At 62.0% G+C, this 19,082-nt stretch carries 15 protein-coding genes and 1 pseudogene; 7 read left to right on the forward strand and 9 right to left on the reverse strand.

Going from position 1 to position 19,082, the window contains the following annotated elements; genetic code table 11:
- Positions 1-481: 481 nt before the first annotated feature.
- The gene (locus FB598_RS15385; protein ID WP_141915070.1) at positions 482-2,710 is read right to left on the reverse strand and encodes an NADP-dependent isocitrate dehydrogenase; all 2,229 of its coding nucleotides are present in this window, start codon (positions 2,708-2,710) and stop codon (positions 482-484) included.
- A gap of 377 nt (positions 2,711-3,087) precedes the next feature.
- Positions 3,088-4,383, reverse strand: coding sequence for an MFS transporter (locus FB598_RS15390; RefSeq protein ID WP_141915067.1), 1,296 nt, complete (start codon positions 4,381-4,383; stop codon positions 3,088-3,090).
- A 577-nt stretch (positions 4,384-4,960) separates the two neighbouring features.
- Here FB598_RS15390 and FB598_RS15395 point away from each other — a divergent pair.
- Positions 4,961-5,956, forward strand: coding sequence for a 2-hydroxyacid dehydrogenase (locus tag FB598_RS15395; RefSeq protein WP_141915064.1), 996 nt, complete (start codon positions 4,961-4,963; stop codon positions 5,954-5,956).
- A gap of 93 nt (positions 5,957-6,049) precedes the next feature.
- Here the strand turns inward: FB598_RS15395 and FB598_RS15400 are convergent.
- The 7 genes and pseudogenes from FB598_RS15400 to FB598_RS15430 form a co-directional block, all read right to left on the reverse strand.
- Positions 6,050-6,247 (reverse strand): annotated as a pseudogene (locus tag FB598_RS15400) (efflux RND transporter permease subunit); the annotation flags it as partial.
- Between the two features lie 303 nt (positions 6,248-6,550).
- Entirely contained in the window at positions 6,551-6,934 is a 384-nt protein-coding gene (locus FB598_RS15405) for a hypothetical protein (RefSeq protein ID WP_141915061.1), read from the reverse strand.
- A gap of 121 nt (positions 6,935-7,055) precedes the next feature.
- The gene (locus FB598_RS15410) at positions 7,056-9,644 is read right to left on the reverse strand and encodes an autotransporter outer membrane beta-barrel domain-containing protein (RefSeq protein WP_141915059.1); all 2,589 of its coding nucleotides are present in this window, start codon (positions 9,642-9,644) and stop codon (positions 7,056-7,058) included.
- A 176-nt stretch (positions 9,645-9,820) separates the two neighbouring features.
- Positions 9,821-11,329 carry a PepSY domain-containing protein gene (locus FB598_RS15415; protein ID WP_141915057.1) on the reverse strand — a complete coding sequence of 503 codons (1,509 nt, stop codon included), beginning with the start codon at positions 11,327-11,329 and terminating at the stop codon, positions 9,821-9,823.
- Positions 11,330-11,334: 5 nt separating this feature from the next.
- On the reverse strand, positions 11,335-13,503 hold the full coding sequence (locus FB598_RS15420) for a TonB-dependent siderophore receptor (protein ID WP_141915055.1): 2,169 nt from the start codon (positions 13,501-13,503) through the stop codon (positions 11,335-11,337).
- A 157-nt stretch (positions 13,504-13,660) separates the two neighbouring features.
- Positions 13,661-14,041, reverse strand: coding sequence for a DUF2946 family protein (locus FB598_RS15425; RefSeq protein ID WP_141915053.1), 381 nt, complete (start codon positions 14,039-14,041; stop codon positions 13,661-13,663).
- A 218-nt stretch (positions 14,042-14,259) separates the two neighbouring features.
- On the reverse strand, positions 14,260-14,682 hold the full coding sequence (locus FB598_RS15430; protein ID WP_221292449.1) for a helix-turn-helix domain-containing protein: 423 nt from the start codon (positions 14,680-14,682) through the stop codon (positions 14,260-14,262).
- 89 nt (positions 14,683-14,771) lie between these two features.
- Between FB598_RS15430 and FB598_RS15435 the strand changes: the two genes are divergently transcribed.
- The 6 genes from FB598_RS15435 (at position 14,772) to FB598_RS15460 (ending at position 19,073) form a co-directional block, all read left to right on the forward strand.
- On the forward strand, positions 14,772-15,635 hold the full coding sequence (locus FB598_RS15435) for an SDR family oxidoreductase (RefSeq protein ID WP_141915049.1): 864 nt from the start codon (positions 14,772-14,774) through the stop codon (positions 15,633-15,635).
- 186 nt (positions 15,636-15,821) lie between these two features.
- Positions 15,822-16,223 (forward strand): cbb3-type cytochrome c oxidase subunit I, encoded by a 402-nt coding sequence (locus FB598_RS15440; RefSeq protein ID WP_141915047.1) that lies wholly within the window; start codon positions 15,822-15,824, stop codon positions 16,221-16,223.
- Between the two features lie 541 nt (positions 16,224-16,764).
- Entirely contained in the window at positions 16,765-17,271 is a 507-nt protein-coding gene (locus FB598_RS15445) for an RNA polymerase factor sigma-70 (protein WP_141915045.1), read from the forward strand.
- Between the two features lie 173 nt (positions 17,272-17,444).
- Positions 17,445-17,660 carry an MbtH family protein gene (locus tag FB598_RS15450; RefSeq protein ID WP_141915043.1) on the forward strand — a complete coding sequence of 72 codons (216 nt, stop codon included), beginning with the start codon at positions 17,445-17,447 and terminating at the stop codon, positions 17,658-17,660.
- The gene (locus FB598_RS15455) at positions 17,657-18,415 is read left to right on the forward strand and encodes a thioesterase II family protein (RefSeq protein WP_141915041.1); all 759 of its coding nucleotides are present in this window, start codon (positions 17,657-17,659) and stop codon (positions 18,413-18,415) included. The genes FB598_RS15450 and FB598_RS15455 overlap by 4 nt, the downstream gene beginning before the upstream one ends.
- Complete coding sequence (locus FB598_RS15460) at positions 18,390-19,073, forward strand: 4'-phosphopantetheinyl transferase superfamily protein (RefSeq protein ID WP_183405870.1); 684 nt, start codon at positions 18,390-18,392, stop codon at positions 19,071-19,073. Before FB598_RS15455 ends, FB598_RS15460 begins: the two co-directional genes overlap by 26 nt.
- The last annotated feature ends 9 nt before the right edge of the window (positions 19,074-19,082 follow it).

The raw sequence follows: 19,082 nt of genomic DNA on the forward strand, positions 1-19,082 counted from the left end.
TCTTGCCTTTACCGGAGTGTGTTTGTGCCGCCATATTCCTGAGCCTGCCGTCGTCGGTTGCGTGAGATGGGCAGGATGTGGGCGGCAGGAAGGCGTGCTACTGGGCGTCTCCCTCCGCATGCAGGCATCCTGCTGCGAATTGTTGTTGTCGTTGCGACGGATTATAGGAGCGCGTTTTCGCTATGTAAAATATCTTGGATGCCATAGCAGGATACTTTAAAAGTATTAAAAAATGCCGGGAATTATTCTAGAATCTTTCGAGAAAAATCTCTTAACCTAATGAATTAAAATGATTTTTAATGAATTACTGCGCTGTTAAAACATGCCGGCAAGTCGGCAAGTGGGAGCAGGGAAGAATGGGGAAAGAATGAAAAAAGAGCCGCAATTTGCATTGCGGCTCTTTTCATTTGCACTGGCGCTGCGCATCGTCACGTCACATCACGTTACACGAGGCGCGCCACGCATTCACATCGGTGTGGAATCAGATCGCTTCCAGCGCCTTGTTGAATGTTTCGCTCGGACGCATGACGGCGAAGGTCTTGGCGCGATCCGGCATGTAGTAGCCGCCGATGTCGACCTGCTTGCCTTGCACGCCGTTGAGTTCGGCCACGATCTTCTGCTCGTTCTCGGCCAGCACCTTGGCCAGCGGCGCGAAGTGCTTGGCCAGCTCGGCGTCGTCCTTCTGCGCGGCCAGTTCCTGAGCCCAGTACAGGGACAGGTAGAAGTGGCTGCCGCGGTTGTCCAGCTCGCCGGTCTTGGGCGAAGGCGACTTGTTGTTGTCCAGCAGCTTGCCGGTGGCGGCGTCCAGCGTCTTGGCCAGGATCTTGGCGCGGGCGTTGCCAGTCTTGATGCCGACATCTTCGATGGACACGGCCAGCGCCAGGAATTCACCCAGCGAGTCCCAGCGCAGGTGGTTTTCGCCGACCAGTTGCTGCACGTGCTTGGGGGCCGAGCCGCCGGCGCCGGTTTCGAACATGCCGCCGCCGGCCATCAGCGGGACGATCGACAGCATCTTGGCCGAGGTGCCCAGTTCCATGATCGGGAACAGGTCGGTCAGGTAGTCGCGCAGGATGTTGCCGGTCACCGAGATGGTGTCCATGCCGCGGATCACGCGTTCCAGGGTGTAACGCATGGCGCGCACTTGCGACATGATCTGGATGTCCAGGCCGTTGGTGTCGTGTTCCTTCAGGTAGGTGCGCACCTTCTTGATCAGTTCGGCTTCGTGCGGGCGGTACGGGTCCAGCCAGAACACGGCCGGCATGCCCGACAGGCGCGCGCGGGTGACCGCCAGCTTGACCCAGTCGCGCACCGCAGCGTCCTTGACCTGGCACATGCGCCAGATATCGCCGGCTTCGACGTTTTCTTCCAGCAGCACTTCGCCGTCCAGGGTGACGATGCGCGCCACGCCGTCCTGGGCGATTTCGAAGGTCTTGTCGTGCGAACCGTATTCCTCGGCCTTCTGGGCCATCAGGCCGACGTTGGGCACGGTGCCCATGGTGGTCGGGTCGAAGGCGCCGTTGGTCTTGCAGAAGTTGATGATTTCCTGGTAGATGCGGGCGAAGGTCGACTCAGGCAGCAGGGCCTTGGTGTCTTCGGTCTTGCCTTCGGCGTTCCACATCTTGCCGCCGGCGCGGATCATGGCCGGCATGGAGGCGTCGACGATCACGTCGTTGGGGGCGTGCAGGTTGGTGATGCCCTTGGCGGAGTCGACCATGGCCAGGCGCGGGCGCTTGGCTTCGTCGGCCTTCAGGTCGGCCAGCACTTCGGCCTTCTTGGCTTCAGGCAAGGTGTTGATCTTCTCGTAGACGCCCGACATGCCGTTGTTCGGGTTCACGCCGATCTCGGCAAACAGCTTGGCGTGCTTTTCGAAGGTGTTCTTGTAGTAGGTGCGCACCGCGTGGCCGAACACGATCGGGTGCGAGACCTTCATCATGGTCGCCTTGACGTGCACCGACAGCAGCAGGTCGGTCTCGAAGGCGTCCTGCATCTGCTCTTCGTAGTACTTGCACAGCGCCTTCTTGCTCATGAACATGCTGTCGATGATCTCGCCGGCCTGCAGCGAAACCTTCGGTTTCAGGACGATGGTTTCGCCGGACTTGGTGACCAGGTCCATCTTGACGTCCACCGCGCGGTCCATGGTCATGCTCTTTTCGCCGGCGTAGAAGTCGCCGCCGTGCATGTGCGCCACGTGGGTGCGCGAAGCCATGCTCCACTTGGACATCGAATGCGGATGCTTGCGGGCGTAGTTCTTGACGGCGTTGGGCGCGCGGCGGTCGGAATTGCCTTCGCGCAGGACCGGGTTCACGGCGCTGCCGGAAACCTTGGCGTAACGCTTCTGGATCGCCTTTTCTTCGTCGGTGGTCGGGTTTTCCGGATAGTCGGGGAGTTTGTAGCCGCGGCCCTGCAGTTCGCGGATGGCGGCCTGCAGCTGCAGGATAGAGGCGCTGATGTTGGGCAGCTTGATGATGTTGGCTTCCGGCTTCTGGGTCAGTGCGCCCAGTTCGCCCAGCGTATCGGGCACTTTCTGCTCATCGGTCAGGAACTCGGAGAATTCCGCCAGGATACGCGCTGCCACCGAGATGTCGCTCTCGACGACGTCAATACCGGCTTGCGCAGTGAACTTCTTGACGATAGGCAGAAGCGAGTGGGTCGCCAGATAGGGGGCCTCGTCGGTCAGCGTATAGATGATGGTCGGGTTACCTGTAGTCACGATGATGTCCTTGCTGTTGGTGTGTTGATGTGCTGTGCTGCATGTGCCGTCCCGTCGTCGGCAGGCGGATGCATCGTGTGCTTGTGGCTGAGGCATCCGCATGCCCTTGGCTGGATCGGCAATCTCCTGCCGGCGAACCGTCGTTTCCATCGGGAAACGGTTTCCCCCGGCAGCGTCTCGTCTTTCCCTCAGATGCCGCGGCAAAAAACAGACGGTAGTTTACTCCTAAGCGAGCCGAAATGCTTCAACTCTTATATAAGACTTGCAGAATTTTTGTATGGATGTCGAGGCGAATGTTGTCGCAATGTCATCAAGGCCAAAAAAAGGGCCGCAGATGCGGCCCGATTCAATCTTCAATAGTGACTTGCAGGGTTGGCTCAGGCCGGCACCGCTTTGCCCGGCGCCTGCTTGCCCTGGTTGCGGTAGAGGACGAAGGTGGCGATCAGGCCGCACACGGCCGCCGCGCTCATCCAGATGCCGGGAGCGGCCTTGTCGCCGGTGTACTGGATCAGGCCGGTGGCGATGGCCGGGGTGAAACCGCCGAACAAGGCCGTGGCCAGGCTATAGGCCAGCGAGAAGCCGACCGTGCGCACCTCGACCGGCATCACTTCGGTCAGCGCCACCACCATCGCGCCGTTGTAGCTGGCGTAGAGGAAGGACAGCCACAGCTCGACGATCAGCATCTTGCCGAAGGTGGCGTCATGCACCAGCCAGTTCACGGCCGGGTAGGCGGTCAGGATGGTCAGCACGGTAAAGGCCACCAGGATGGGACGGCGACCGATGCGATCCGACAGGGCGCCCATGATCGGCAGCCAGATGAAGTTGGACAGGCCCACGCACAAAGTCACGATCAGGCTGGCCTCGGTCGACAGCTTCAGCACGCTCTTGCCGAAGGTCGGCGTATATACCGTGATCAGGTAGAACGAGACGGTGGTCATCGAGACCAGCATCATGCCGGCGATCACCAGTTTCCAGTTCTCAAGCATCGAACGGAAGATCTGGCCGGTGGTGGGACGGTGCTTGCGGCGCAGGAACTCTTCGGTTTCCTGCAGCGAACGGCGGATCACGAACAGCACCGGCACGATCAGGCAGCCGATGAAGAAGGGAATGCGCCAGCCCCATTCGCCCACTTGCGCCGGCGTCAGGGTGGTCGACAGCAGGTAGCCGATGGCGGCGGCCACGATGATGGCGACCTGCTGGCTGCCGGACTGCCAGCTGACATAGAAGCCCTTGTTGCCCGGAGTGGCCATCTCGGCCAGGTAAACCGACACCCCGCCCAGTTCCACGCCGGCGGAGAAGCCCTGCAGCAGGCGCCCGATCAGCACCAGAATTGGCGCCAGCGCGCCGATGGCGGCGTAACCGGGGACGAAGGCGATCAGCATGGTGCCCAGCGCCATGAGCGCCAGTGTCACGATCAAGCCCTGGCGGCGGCCGACGCGGTCGACGTAGGCGCCCAGGATGATGGCGCCCAGCGGACGCATCAGGAAACCGGCGCCGAAGGTCATGAAGGTCAGCATCAGCGAGGCGAACTCGTTATCGCTGGGGAAAAACGCTTTCGAGATGTGGGTCGCGTAGAAGCCGAACAGGAAGAAATCGAACATTTCCATGAAATTGCCGCTGGTCACGCGCAGCACCGTGGAAAGCTTCGAGTGCGAAGATGTGGATGTACTCATGATGTGTGCCTCAATTGTGTGTTTGGCGGACCGTGTATCCGGTCTTGTGCCTGTCTCGGCCGGTGTGGAACCGGTTGTAGTCAGGATCTTTTTAGGTATGTCAGCTATTGCGCCGCCGATTCTATCCCCGAAAACCGGCGCGTGGATGGTACGGCCGGGGCTGCCATGCAGATTTCGGTTTTTTCGATGGCTGGATGAAAGGTTCGGGGGCGGAAAAGGGCCAGGAAAGGGCCTGATGCTGTTCAGTTAAGCCTTCCATCTGCAACTCGTCATCCCGGCGAAGGCCGGGATCCAGTGTCTTTCGTTGTGCCTCAATGGCCGTTGAATGACAAATGACGCGACGCTGGACCCTGACCTTTGTCAGGGCGACGGGGAAATTTCGGCTTAACTGGACGGCATGACGGGAAAGGGCCGCTTTCCGCCACCATCCACACAACAAGGCCGGGTTGCGTCAAGGCACGCTTGCCGCATCTGTGATGCAATGGGGCATCTGTTGACGAACGGAAAGCGCGTGACAGCTTGCCCGCATCGTTTCAGAATCCAATGCCCATGTGAGCCATGTGATGAAAGCCCCGCCATGAAGACCGCCGTATTCAGCGCCCGCCGCTACGACCAGACCCTGCTGACCCGCGCCAACGCCGCCGGGCGGCACCAGTTGCTGTTCCTGCAAGACCGCCTGAGCCCGCAGACCGCGGCGCTGGCTGCGGGCTGCGACGCTGTCAGCGTCTTCGTCAACGACGACGTCGGCGCCGAAGTGCTGGCGCAGCTGGGCCGCCAGGGCACGCGTTTGGTGACCACGCGCTCGACCGGCTTCAACCACATCGATGCCCGGGCCGCGTCCAGCCTGGGCATTGCGGTGGCGCGCGTGGCCGATTACTCGCCGCATTCGGTGGCTGAATTCGCGGTCGGCCTGTTGCTGGCGGTCAACCGCAAGATCGCGCGCGCCAGCATGCGCACGCGGGAAGGTAATTTCGAACTGGACGGGCTGATGGGGTTCGACCTGCACGGCAAGACCGTGGGCGTGATCGGCACCGGCAAGATCGGCGTCATCTTCGCGCGCATCATGGCCGGTTTCGGCTGCACGGTGCTGGGCAGCGACGTGCACCGCAATCCCGAGTTCGAGGCGCTGGGCGGGCGCTATGTCGACGTCGCCGGACTGTTCGCCGCCAGCGACGCGGTCTCGCTGCATTGCCCGCTGACCGAGGACACGCACTACCTCGTCGACGCGCAATCGCTGGCCGCGGCCAAGCCCGGCTGCATCCTGGTCAACACCAGTCGCGGCGGCCTGGTCGATACCGAAGCGGCGATCGCTGCCCTCAAGAGCGGACGCCTGCGCGGGCTGGCGATCGACGTGTATGAACAGGAAGCCAATCTGTTCTTCCAGGACCTGTCCGCCACCGTGATCACCGACGACGTGATCCAGCGCCTGGTGTCTTTTCCCAATGTCATCGTCACCGGCCACCAGGCCTTCTTTACCGAAGAAGCCATCGGCCAGATCATGGACACCACCATCGGCAACCTCAGCGATTTCGAAGACGGCCTGGATCTGGGGGCGCGTCGCGTCACCGGTTGAGTCACCGGTTGAGTCACAGGCTGAAGGCGCCATGCAAAACGCCCGGCGCATGGCCGGGCGTCGGTATGGCGAAGTGAGGCCAGGCGCGCCGCGTCAGCTCGCGGGCTGGCAATCCTCGGCCGATGCGGGACGTATCGATGCGTCTTGCTCATCCTCACGGCGATAGGCCAGCTGATACAGCATCGGCAAGACCAGCAGGGTCAGCATGGTGGACGACAGGATGCCGCCGATCACCACCGTCGCCAACGGCCGCTGCACCTCGGCGCCGGTGCCGGTGGCCAGCGCCATCGGTGGCGGCCAGCTCATGCCTTGCGGCCGACAGCGTGGGGTTATTGTCGTGCGCCAGGCGCTGGGCATCGGCCAGCGTCAGCGGCGGTTGGCTGGCCGGGCAGGCGGCGCCGGCCAGTACCGCATTGGCGTGCGCCAGGATGGGCGCGGCCTGCAATAGCAGGGCCGTGGCCAGTCCCGGCACGAGGGCGTGCTTGAACATCGAATTCTCCAGGATCAAGGGAAGGATTCGGCGTGCGGACAAGCTCTTGCCGCCGACGGCATTGCCATCGGGCGCAAGTCTTCAGGGAAGAGGGAAAGGGAGGCTCAGAGCCGGGCCGCAACGCCGCGCAGATGCGCGGCCAGCCAGTCGGGCTCTTCGGGATGGTCCGGGATGTGGGAGGAAAACGCGATGGTGAAACCGGCTGGCACCGGCGATGCCGCGCGTAGCAAGCGCCGGGCGGCGGCGGCCGGATAACCCAGGCTGCCGGCCTGCATTTCGCAGCTGCTGCAAAAACCTGCCGCATCCTTGGCGCCGGCGTTCTTGCCGGCTTGCACGGTATCGTCCAGGCCGTCCGCCTGCGGCTGCAGCTGGTGGTGGCCGGCATGCCGCGCCAGCGTCGCCGCATGTTCGTTGTACGGCCCGACCGCCGCCCAGCACAGCTGGATCAGCGTAATCGAAAGCAACAGGGCCGTAAGCAGCTTTTTCATGCGGGCGAAGGAAGGGGGGCAGCGGGAGAAAACGAAGACCGCAGCGATTCTACCTGCGATTGTGCGGCGCTTCAATTTTCCCTGCGCGAGCGGGCGCCGGCATGGGGTATTCAAACCGGATCTAGAACCGCATCCTGAGGCCGGTCGTGGCAGATACGTAGTAGCTGCCCTTGAAATCGCTGTCGGCGGTCACTTCTCCGTAGATGCTGTAACGCTTGCCCCACGCATAGTTTCCGCCGACGCCCAGCCCGCCCCAGGTGCGTCCTTGACGCGTCTCGAGCGGCGTCCCCGCCACGATCACCCGAGTGCCATCGAGCAGCTCGCGCTTGAGATTGATCAAGCCATAGAAATTGAGCTGACGCAGTTCTCCGGCCGCGTCCGCTTCACCGCGCTGGTAATCGAAGGCGAGGCCAAGCCGTCCCTGCAGGCTTTCACCCTTGTCGCTGTCGACCTGCGCATTGAACCGGTCCTTGAAGCCGAAACTGGTCGAGGCATAGCTTAGCTGCGCCTGCGGGATGACAGAGAATCCATCCTTGAGCGGAAGCGCGATGCCGGCTTCGATGCTCGCGGCATAGCCGCGCCCGGGCTGACCATTGACCAAGGAGCCGGCGAGCCTGGAGCCCAGATCGCTGCTGGACCAGGTGGCCTGGAGCTGCGTATCGACATACGCGCCTTGCTGGCCGTACCAGGTGAGGGTAGTGCCCACGCCATAGTATTTGGTGTCGATGCTGCCGTCGCCGTAGATCGAGGCTACCCGGGTGTCGGCGGTGCCGTAGCGGGCGGTCAAGCCACCCACCACGCGCGCGCCGTCTTTTTCGCCGGACAAGATGCGATCCACGCCGAACTGGGCCTGCCAGCTATCGATGTCTTGATGGCTGACGCTGGTGGATACCGATGGTTCAAGATGGCTTGTCTTGCCTTCGATGCGCCCCCAGACGCCATCCCGGTCGCGGTCCGTTGGATCATAGCGCCGATTGCCGACGCGCTGGCGCAAAGTCGGGACGCTGCTCAAGCCCAGCAGCGTCGTCGCATACGCCTCATAGACAGGGACACCGGGTTGGTAGAGCGGGCCGTTATCGGCAATACCGCCGGCAATGCCGGCTGCCAGCAGCGATGAGCGCAGATACCAATCGCCGTCGGCCGCATCTTTCTGCAGCACGTAACCATATGCGCCGGCGACCAAGGCGGATTGACCGTTGATGACGTAGTTTCCATTGGCCAGGTTGAATTGGCCGTTTGAGGCGCCGTTGACTCGCACCACCTGAATCCCTTGTTGCGTCTGGGCGCCCAGGCCACCGACATTGATTACCGTGACTGGCGTTGCACCCGCGGTGCTTCCGGTGATTACCAGGCGATCGGTCGGGGAACTGTCATCGCCCAGTTGGGTTTTGATCTCAAGGCCGCCGCCCGCAGGCATGTAGTTGCCGGCGATAGTCAGTGTTCCGAAGCTGTTGCTGTGGCCAGGAGCGATCACGCCGCTGTTGGTGGTCGGTCCGACTTGGCCTATACCTGTGAGCCGGCCGGCGGATGCGATATTGGTCGGGCCGCCAAGCACGCCATCAACCTGCAGCGTCCCAGCCTGGACCTCGGTGTTGCCTGTGAAGCTCGCGCTGTTGCCCGTGAGGGTCAGTGTTCCAAGGCCTAATTTGTTAAAAGTGGAGGTCCCGGTAAAGACAGTACCGATATCAATATTGTGCGTGTTGGTATCGAACCAGGCGCCTTCGGCGCCCACGGTCAGTGCGCTGAAGCCATTGAGGAAATTGGTTTCATTTCGTGTCGCACGCAGAATACCGCCATTGAGATTGAGAACGGCGGCGGCGCCGGCTCCCTTGATCACCGAGCCGGTTTCCAGAATGCCGCGCCCACTCGCATCGCCGAGCAGATTCAGCGTTCCGCTGGAGGTACCCATGCGGGCGACATAGGTGTCGCTGCCGACCTGGATCAGGCCGCCTTTGTCGATGGTTACTGTGCCCAAGCCTTCGTAACCGACAGAAAGGAAGTCGCGGATCGTCCATGTCGAGAGGTTGCCGGTGCTGCTTGAAATATTGACGATGCCCGTACTGCCGGCGACGTAACCGACATAGCCGGCTGCATTGCCGCCGCCTGGCAGACTGGTCGTTACCGCGGCGCCATCGAGAATGTTCAATGTGCCACTGCTAGTACCCGAGAAACCTAGATAGATATTATTCCCGGCGGCCCAGGTCGAGGCTCTGCCGCTGCCATCACGGCCTGTAACGGTAACGGTGCCGGTACCTGGGCCAGAGCCGTTGTCAACACCAATCAATCCCTGGTCGCTACGTACCAGGCCGCCATCATTGATCAGCAGGATACCCGTGCCGGAGCCGCCGACTACAATCGGAGAGGAACTGGTCCAGGTAGAGGGATTACCAAGGGCATCGCCACCAGTGACAGTCACCGTACCGGTACCGCCATCCATCCCGATCATGCCGAATCCGTTGCTCACGGTACCGCCGCCGGTAAGCGTCAGCGTGCCGGCGGCGCCATCTCCGACAATGAGGTCACCGCCGACAACCCAGTCCGGCGTCACAGTGGGGCCAGGAGTCACGGCGCCGGTGCTGCTCACCGATTGCGCATACGCTGGCGGTATGTCCGCAGTCGCGGCGACCAGCGTGACGATCGCGGTGGTCAAAAACAAGGGCCGGCGGAAACCGGCGGCATGGGCGCCGTCCTTTACCGTGCCAGGCGTCATGGTATCCCCCCTTTTTTATTTATCCGTTCAACGCGCGCATTGCCAGCGCGGCTGCGCCGTCCAAGAGTGATGCATACGCTTGCGTCAAACGATAGTCGGCTGGGATTTATTGTAAATAGTTAATAATTAACGTCAATCTTTATCAAGAAATGGCTGCCGTCCTTCTGACAGCGCGATCAAGATTGCCGAAGATGCCAATGAGACATCTTCCTTTTCAATCGCCGGTATCCAATGACGATTCCGGTCAGCGACAAGCAGAAGCCGCCAAGGCTCAGGACGATCAGCGTCGCCTCCCGCAGCCAGCCGGCGGCGAGCATGAAGCGCAGGTCCCAGCTGTGCAGGAAGCTGAACAACCAGCGGTCGATACGCTGGGCGCGGTCGGCGCTCAGTGCGACCTGTCCGCTGGCGACATCGATGTAGACCCGGGTGGCGCCAACGTCGCCGAAACTGAGCTTGAGCACCGGCAACTTGCGCTCCGAGCCGCCCATCATGGCTTCCGGATCGCGGCGGTAGTAGTAGGCATCGTAGACATGCATCAACCCGGCGCCCGAGACTGGCGCCGGCAGTAGCACGGAGGCAGCCTGCTCCAGTCTCGCCAGAGGCCATTGGCGCATTACCGACAGCCTTGCGCGCTCGGCCGTGACAATGCGAGTACGGTCGTTGGCGTCCCGCGCCAGCACGAACGGTTCGCCGGCCAGATTCTTCCATTCCAGCTCCACCGCATGGAAATCGTCCTGTTCCAATGCGAGCAGCAGGTCGCGCGGACTTGCATCGAGATGGCGCTCGCCCGGCGATGCCCCGGCATATCCGGCCAGATCGGGGCGCTGGGAGGGGGAAAAGGCGTTCAGCGGGTTCATCGACATCAGGCCGCTGAAGATCCAGGTCAGCGTGATCGCGGCGAAGCCCAGGCCGAGAATGTGATGCCAGCGCATCCACCCCGGCAAGAAGGGCGAGTGCGAACCGGATTTGTAGGGACGGGCAAAGCGCCAGCGCCATAGGCCGACCACAATGCCGCTGCAGGCGACCAGTACGCAGCCGGCCGACAATACGATGACCGTCCAGGTCCAGAGCGGGTCGCTGGAGCGGTTCTTGAACAGGTACAGCCAGTGCAGCCAGGCGCCGGCGAAATTCCACAGCCGCTGCAGGCGCGGCGCCTGCATGACGACCTCGCCCGTATGCGAGGAGACGTACAACAGCGTTCCGGCGGGATCGTCCATCTGCACCATATGGAGCGGACGATGGGCGTTGAGGCCGCCGGAGTGCGTCCATCGATCCTCGTTGACCGTGCCGAGATAATCCGATCCGGCTGCCGGCATGAACAAGCCGGCGGCGCGGCGGGCGGACTGCGCATCGAAACTGTCCAGGCGCTGGCCGCTGACCGCATCCACGCTGGAAAGCGTTCCGTCGCGCAGGTACAGGATGTAGCGCGCCTGTCCGGAAGCGGCATTGAGCACCAGCCGCGAGACATCGCGACCGGCCAGCGCCTGCGATGGCCGCAGGGTGTCCGCGCCGGTCAGCGGCGGCAGCGCCTTGAGCCGGTCCCAAGGCGTGAGCTTGGGATAGCCGACAAACAGCATCACCACGCCGCTGGCGAACCACAGCGCCATCAGCAGGCAGCCGGCGACGCCGCACCAGCGGTGCGTCAGATAGGTCCAGCGTCGCAGGTGTGACGAGATCGCGCTCATCGCATTCAGAAACGATGATTCATCGTCAACTGCACTTCACGTCCGGGACCGTACAACCACTGGGTATTCGTGTAGTACGCGGTGGTGAAGTAGTGCTTGTCGAACACGTTGTTGGCGCGCAGCGTGAGCGTGGTGGCTTGGGTGGCCTGCCACTGCAGGGCCAGGTCGGTGCTGGTGTAGGCCGGCAGCTTCAACGTGTTGGCATTGTCGGCATAGCGCTGCCCCACGTATTGCAAGCCGCCGCTGGCGGTCCAGGCGGGAATGAAGTTCCAGCTCAGCCAGACGTTGGCCAGGCGCTCGGGCACATTGGGCGGGACATTGCCGCTGCGCGAGACCGCGGCGCCGCCCACCGACTCGGCGAAGTCGTCGAAGCGCGCCCGCAGCACGGTGGCGTTGGCGTCCAGCTTCCAGTTTTCCGCGAACGCCAGCGCCAGGCTGGCCTCGATGCCGCGCGAGGATTGCTGGCCGACTTGTACGCTCAGGCTGGGATTGGACGGATCGCGGGTCAGCAGATTGTTCTTGCGGATGTCGTAGACCGCCAGCGTCCATTCGCCGCGCTTGTCCCAGAACACCTGTTTGACGCCGGCTTCGATCTGCCGGCCGGTGGATAAACTGAATTTGCTGTTGGCCTGGGTCATGAACAACATGCTGCTCACAGGGGCGGCCGCCTTCGAATACTGCCCATAAATACTCAGATCGGGCGTAATGGCGTAAACCGAGCCCAGGCGCCAGCCGAGATTGGAAAAGCTCTGGTCGAAGCCGCCGGTGCCGTTAACCAGATCGGCGCGTGAGATATCGGAATGGTCATAGCGCAGGCCGGCCAGCACGGTCAGCTTGTCGGTCAGGTCCAGCTTGTCTTCGGAAAACACCGAGTACTGGGACGCCCGGGTGCGAAAGCGCGGGAGGAACGCGGGTACGCCGACGCCGCTGGCATAGGCGCCGGGATCGAAACTGTAGGGATTGACCGGACTGAAGCTGCCGGCATAGGTGTTGTTGGTGTGCGTGAACGAAGCGGAGTTGATGTCGAAGCCGACCGACACCTGGTTCTTCAGGCCGAACACATGGCCTTTGAACGTGGCATCGGTAGTATTGCCGGTCTGCGATTGGTCGTGGCGGATTTCGGTCGCATCGCCGCGGTCGACCAGGCCGGTCGATGCGTTGTAGACATAGCGCTCGGCATTGCGCCAGTAGCGGTTGCTGTTGATCTGGTACAGCCGCGTGCGGATGGTGGTGTCCGGGTTCGGCGTCCATTGCGCCTCCAGCTGGGCCCAGCGATCCTTGTAGTCGATGGTGCCGTCGCCGACGTTGTAATTGCGCTCACGTATGGCGTCGAGAGGCTGGCCGTTGACCAGCGGCGTACCGAAGTAGGCCATGGGCCGCTGATGCCCCTGGGCATAGCTGAACTGCACGAAGAAATCCGGATTGACGTCCAGGCGCAGCGCCCCGGAGAAGCTCAGGTTGTTGGAGTTGCCGCGGTCTACCCAGCCGTCCGAGCGGTCGCCGCTGATGTCGAAGCGATAGGAGAGCATGTCGTTGATTGCGCCGCCGCTGCCCAATCCCAGTCGCTGCGTGTTGTGGGTGCCGACGGTGGCTTGCACCTCGTTTTCGATCTTGCCGCGGGTGGGCTTTTTCGGCACCACGTTGACCACGCCGCCGATGGCGCCATCGCCGTAGATCACCGAGGCCGGGCCGCGCAGCACCTCGATGCGATCGATGCTCCAGGTGTCGAACGGATAGGTGACGCCCACGCCGCCGTACTGACGCACGCCGTCATACAGGCGCATGACCGACGTGGCGTCGGTAAAGCCGCGCGCCGACAGTGCGCTGCCGCTGTTGCCGGGATGTCCCATGCTGCTGTAGCCGGGGGCGCGGGTGATGGCATCGGTGATGCTGGCGTCGCCGCGTTCTTCCAGCTGTTTGCGCGTGATGACGCTGACGCTGGCCGGTGTTTGCATCGACGTCAGATCCAGGTTGGAACCGACTGCGACCGGATTTTGCAATTGCGCCGGGCTTTGGGCGGATACCGTGATTTCCGGCAATGCGGCGTCGGCATCCTGTGCCTGGGCGGTGCCTGCCAGGCACAGCAAAGGCAGCGCGCAGGGAGCGCAGGCCAGGGTGCGGCGCAGCTGAAGATGGAGGAGGGCGAGGGTTCGTTGTTTTTGTATGGCGTTCATGTCGATGTCAAAGCAGGGGAGGCCGTCTTCGGGCAGGCCGATGGACGGCACGGAGGCCGGGCGCGATGTGCGGTATCGGCATCGGCGTTCATATGGCGTATGACGCATGGCGGCGTGACCGGGGAAATGGCACAAATGGCACGCCGGAAACGCATGCTCAGGACATGCTGGCGGGCGGTCCGCGGGAGTGCCGGCTCAGCCAAGGTGGCGGCGAGCGATGAGTGAAGCTGCTTGGTGATTGCACGCGCAATGGGCGTGCGGATGGCTGCGGCAGGTCGAAGCGCGCGGGTATTGCATGAGCGATGTCCTGCTTGCTGCAGAAGGCGCAGTGCGTGACATGGGCGTTCGCATCGTTCTTTCCGGGCGAGCCTTGGTCGGCAAGGGCTGCCGCCCCGGAGACCGAGCAGATGTCGATCCACGCCTGCATGCCCGGCGCGGCGCCGGCGCGCGCATGCATCGTCCCGGACCACAGCATTGCCAGGATGGAGGCAATGGTGATCCAGGCGATAAGGCGCAGCTTCGGCAAGGACATTTGCATGGCCGCAGATTCTAACGCCGGCGGCAGCGGAGTCGTGGAATCCGGCTTGACCGGAAAATCGAAGAAATTCGAGCCAAAACCCTTGCTGCCAAAGGTTTTGCAAGGATTTACAAGTTCCGAGGGAGGGCGCCTGATGCGACAATTTGCCGCGGCCCGGGGATGGTCACGGGCAGGTTAAGCCTCCCGGCGGCCCTTTGCCAGGCGCAGGCCTGATGGCATCAGAGGAGTTGGCGTGTCTGGGCGAGGGGCGATGAACGCTGCCCATCCAAAATGTCGGGAAGAATGGTCTCGATACAGTCGGCCAACGCCTCAACTCTTTCGCCCACGGTTCTTCCCAGCGGAGTCAAGGAATATTCCACGTGGGGCGGGACAGTCTCATAAGACTTCCGATGAACCAAGCCGTGTGCTTCCAGGCGCTTCAAGGTTTGCGACAACATTTTTTCGCTTACGCCACCGACCATTCTGCGCAGCTCGCTGAAACGTCGAACGTCGCCCATCAGAACGATGAGTAGCAATGTGCCCCAAGGACTTGTGACGTCTTTGAGTACCTCGCGACAAGGGCAATCGGTTGATGTGAGCCCCCCGCGTCGGACTTGCGCGGAAAAAGACTCAGAGGCGATCGGTTTGGGTTGCATTGCCATCTCGACACTAACCTTTCGGTGCGTACTTACGGAATGTAAGGTAATGAATTATTGTAAGTGCCCTACGCAACCACACCAAGGAATTTGCCATGATAGTTGTTACAGGAGCCACAGGGCAGCTCGGTCGTCTGGTCATTGAAAACCTTTTACGCACAGAACCCGCATCAAGCATCATCGCAGCAGTTCGCAACCCAACGAAGGCGACCGATTTATCGGATCGCGGCGTCCAAGTCCGCCAGGCTGATTACACGCAGCCAGCATCGCTTAGGACAGCGCTTGCCGGCGCGGATAAGCTATTACTCATATCTTCGAACGAACTTGCGCCCGGACAGCGCGCCTCTCACCACCAGGCTGTAATCGACGCGGCGATTGATTGTGAAATCAAGCTGATCGGATACACGAGCGTACTGCACGCCAATACATCCCCGCTGGGATTGGCGGCCGATCACGTCCAAACCGAGGCGATGCTTAAAGCATCAGCCATCCCATTCGTTGTCTTGCGCAATGGCTGGTACACCGAAAATTACACGATTTCAATTCCAACGGCGCTGGCGCACGGCGCGTTGATGGGCAGTGCCGGCGACGGACGAATTGCATCGGCTGCGCGGGCTGACTATGCTGCCGCAGCTGCGCTGGCGATGACGCTTCCCGATCAGGCCGGACGGGTCTATGAACTGGCGGGGGACACGGCCTATACCTTGTCGGAGTTCGCGGCCGAAGTCTCGCGCCAGTCAGGCAAGACAGTCAATTACATCAACCTGCCGCGTGCCGAATACAAATCGGCGCTTGCCGGCTTTGGCCTGCCAGAATCAATCGCGGATCTGCTTGCAGATTCTGACAGCGGCGCTTCGCAAGGCGGCCTTTTCGACGATACGCGCCAGCTCAGTAGATTGATCGGACGACCAACAACACCGATGGCAGAGACGATTGCCGCGGAACTGACGCATAAATAACTGCTGGCATCACTGCTGGCACATTGTCGCCAAGTCAACGCCTTGCCCACCAGCGTGATGCGCCGCATTGCGCTGATCTGTTGGTTGCACTCAGCCTCTGCCGCGTCGCGGCTTGGCTGATTGCCACTTGATTGATTTAGCTGACGGTATCGACGATCGGTTGTTTGTTTCTTACAGGAAGTTTCAATGGGTATTCGATTTCTCAAGATCGCGGCGATCTATCTCTTCGTCGGCGCGTTACTTGGCGGCTATATGGGGGCCACCGAAAACTTTGCCTTGGCCCCAGTCCATGCACATCTCGCCTTGCTAGGCTGGGCTTCGCTCGCGCTTGCAGGGTTGATCTATCACCTTTACCCGGCGGCGGCGCTGACGCCGCTCGCGCGAATTCATTTCTGGCTGCACAACATCGGCCTGCCATTCTTCATGCTCGCTCTCGGCTTGGTGCTTACCGGTCATACGGCGGCAGTTCCAATCGTATCCATCTCTGCCGCTAGCGTCATTATTGGCCTGGCAGCGTTCACCGCGAACGTTTTGATGAATGTGAAAGCCAATAACCAAGAAGAAGCAGGGCGGCGAACGCCGCTTTGAATCGCCTCGGAATTTGAGGGGGCTCCAACTCTTGAGAATCAAGATTTTTGATCCTCGCGGCGTGTCGCTACCCGTGTCGACCAGAGCAGAATGTGAAAGTCCAATTCTAAAAACCGCAGCGTCTTTATGTCTCCCATGAAATAAAGACGGCGTGCTTAAGGACTTTCAGCTTGATGTGCCATTCCCGGCCTTATCCCTGCCTTATCCCGGCATGGCCTCATGTAGGCATACCCCTTCCAATTGATAATGGTTCTTGTTACTATTAAAGCGTAATTAAAACTCAAAACTCTAATCTAAGTTACGGCGTACGCATTTTTAAGAAATAACCGCCAAACAGACAGCCATAGCCTCGCTCCGGCCTTGCCGCGCCCGACGGTCTTTAGCCATCCAAACAATCCGACCACGCTCCGTGCCGCCCCTATCGTGTCGCGCAGGATAGGTAGCTGAGTAAAAGCCTCGCCGCTTCACTCCCGCTACTCCTGGGTACAACCAGGCGCGCCCAGAGGGCGCACACGCGTGTGTTTGCAAAGGGAGAAGCGCTATGTCCGAGCATACCGAGCCTATGGAGTTGAGCCTTCAGTTTATGGCTTGCCGTGCGCAGCTGCGCGATGCAGCCGCACGCATTTTGGGATGTCGCCAGCGTGCAGAAGATGTGGTGCAGGACGCCTGGTTCAAGATCGCCGAATTGCCTGAGGATTTCTCCGTTCGCCATCCGAAGGCCTTCCTGCTCCAGGTCGTACGCAACCTGGCGATCGATCGCCAGCGCCGCATGGCGATCGAGTCCTTCATGTTCGCCGAGGAAGAGGAGGGCATGGACGTCATCTGCCATCAGGCAACGCCTGAGGGCACAAGCATTTCGCGCCAGGCCCTCGTGAGCGTGGCCCGCGCCTTGTCGACTCTGCCCGAGCGCACGCTGCGGGCCTTCGAACTGCATCGCCTGGATGGCTATACCCAGCGTGAAGTGGCTGAACGCCTAGGCGTTTCCACCACCCTGGTCAACTTCATGATCCGGGATGCGATGCAATGCTGTCGCAAGCAAGTCGCCTGAGGTGCCAAGGCATCCGTGCCGGTCCCAATCCAAGAAACTATAAATTTATGCCGTCGTGGTTCGTCAGAATAAACAAGAGTGATTCGCATTTGCATGTTGCAATGTGAATAATTCGCAAACCTGGTGAACGGCCTGAGCACGTTCGCCGCGAATCAAGAAAGATGAGGCGAACGATGAGCTTTGATCGTGAAGACGGCGTATTCCGCGTGCTGGTCAATGAGGAAGAGCAGTATTCCCTGTGGCCCGACTACAAGAGCATCCCCGGCGGCTGGCGTGATACCGGCGTGAGTGGCAGCAAGCAGACCTGCCTGCAGCATATCGAAACGGTGTGGACCGACATGCGTCCGCGCAGCTTGCGCGAATTCATGCAAGGCCAGGGTCAGGCATGATCACGCTGTTCTGCCTGCCGTGCGCCGGCGGCAGTGCCAGCATGTACTTTCCCTGGCAGGCCGCGTTGCAAGGCGTGGCGCGACTGCAGGCCATCGAGCTGCCCGGCCGTGGCCGTCGCGTCCGCGAGGCGCTGCTGCAAGACTATGGCGTGCTGGTGAATCGGCTGGCCGATGAGCTGGCCGGTGCCGCAGCGCCATCCTCCGGCTATGTGCTGTTCGGCCACAGCATGGGCGGCCTGCTGGCGCAGGGATTGGCGCGGGCGCTTCCGCAGCGCGGCTGGCCCGCGCCCCGTGCGCTGATGATATCGGCCTGCGCCGCGCCGCTGGCGCGTGAGTGGATCGCCCCGGATGACTCCGATGCCGCCCTCATCGCGGCCATGCGCCGCCAGGGCGGCACCCGCGACGAAGTCTTCGACTGCCCCGAACTGCTGGAGCTGGCGCTGCCGGTGCTGCGCGCCGATTACCGCGTATGCGCCAGTTTCCAGGCGCAGCGTCCGGCCGGTGAAATGGCTGCCTTGCTCGACCTGCCCGTGCATGTCTATGGCGGCGTCAGCGACCCGGTGGGCGCCGCGCCGCTGCAGGCCTGGCAGCGCGAAACCCACGGCCCCGTCACGCTGGACTGGTTCGATGGCGGCCATTTCTATCTGCAAGCCCGGCAGGACGAGCTGCTGGCCCGCCTGCGGCGCCATCTTCAGGCGCATGCCAATAATTCCACCCCCGACGCCGATCATGCCGCAGCGCTTGCCCACGCCTGACGGCATTCCCGCGCAGATCGAACTGTGGCAGGTCGCCTTCGACCTGGACCATGGCGATGACGCAGGGGATGAGCTTGTGCTGAGCGCGCAGGAGCAGGCCCATGCGCGCCGCTACCGCCGCAGCGACGATGCCCGGCGCTTTCGCTGCATGCGTGCGTTGCTGCGCCGCCTGCTGGGCGAACGCCTGGGCTGCACTGCGCAAGCGGTGCCGCTGGTGCGCAACGCCCATGGCAAGCCGCAGCTGGACGGGCCTGGCGGCCTGTCCTTCAATGTCTCGCATGCCGGCGGCATCGGGCTGATCGCCATCGCGCCCGGTCTGGCGCTGGGCATCGATGTCGAATGCAGCATCGCTGCCGGGCCCGAAGAGTTGCTCGGCATGGCCAGGCAGGTGCTGAGTCCGCATGAATGGGCGGCATTGCCAGCCCCATTGGACGGGCCGCAGTTCTTGCGCCACTGGGTCGCCAAGGAAGCCGTGCTCAAGGCGCTGGGCCTGGGTATCGGCGAGCACCTGCAATCCATCGACATCGACCTGGAGACGCACCCGCGCTACCAGGTCTTCCACCAGCAGCCGCATTGGCCCGCGCCCGCGCGGCTGCATGCAAGCGCCTTGTCCACCTGGCCCGGCCACGCTGCCGCGCTGGCCTGGATCGACGCCTGATTCCGGAGA

Source organism: Herbaspirillum sp. SJZ106 (assembly GCF_006715495.1).
GTDB lineage: Bacteria > Pseudomonadota > Gammaproteobacteria > Burkholderiales > Burkholderiaceae_D > Herbaspirillum.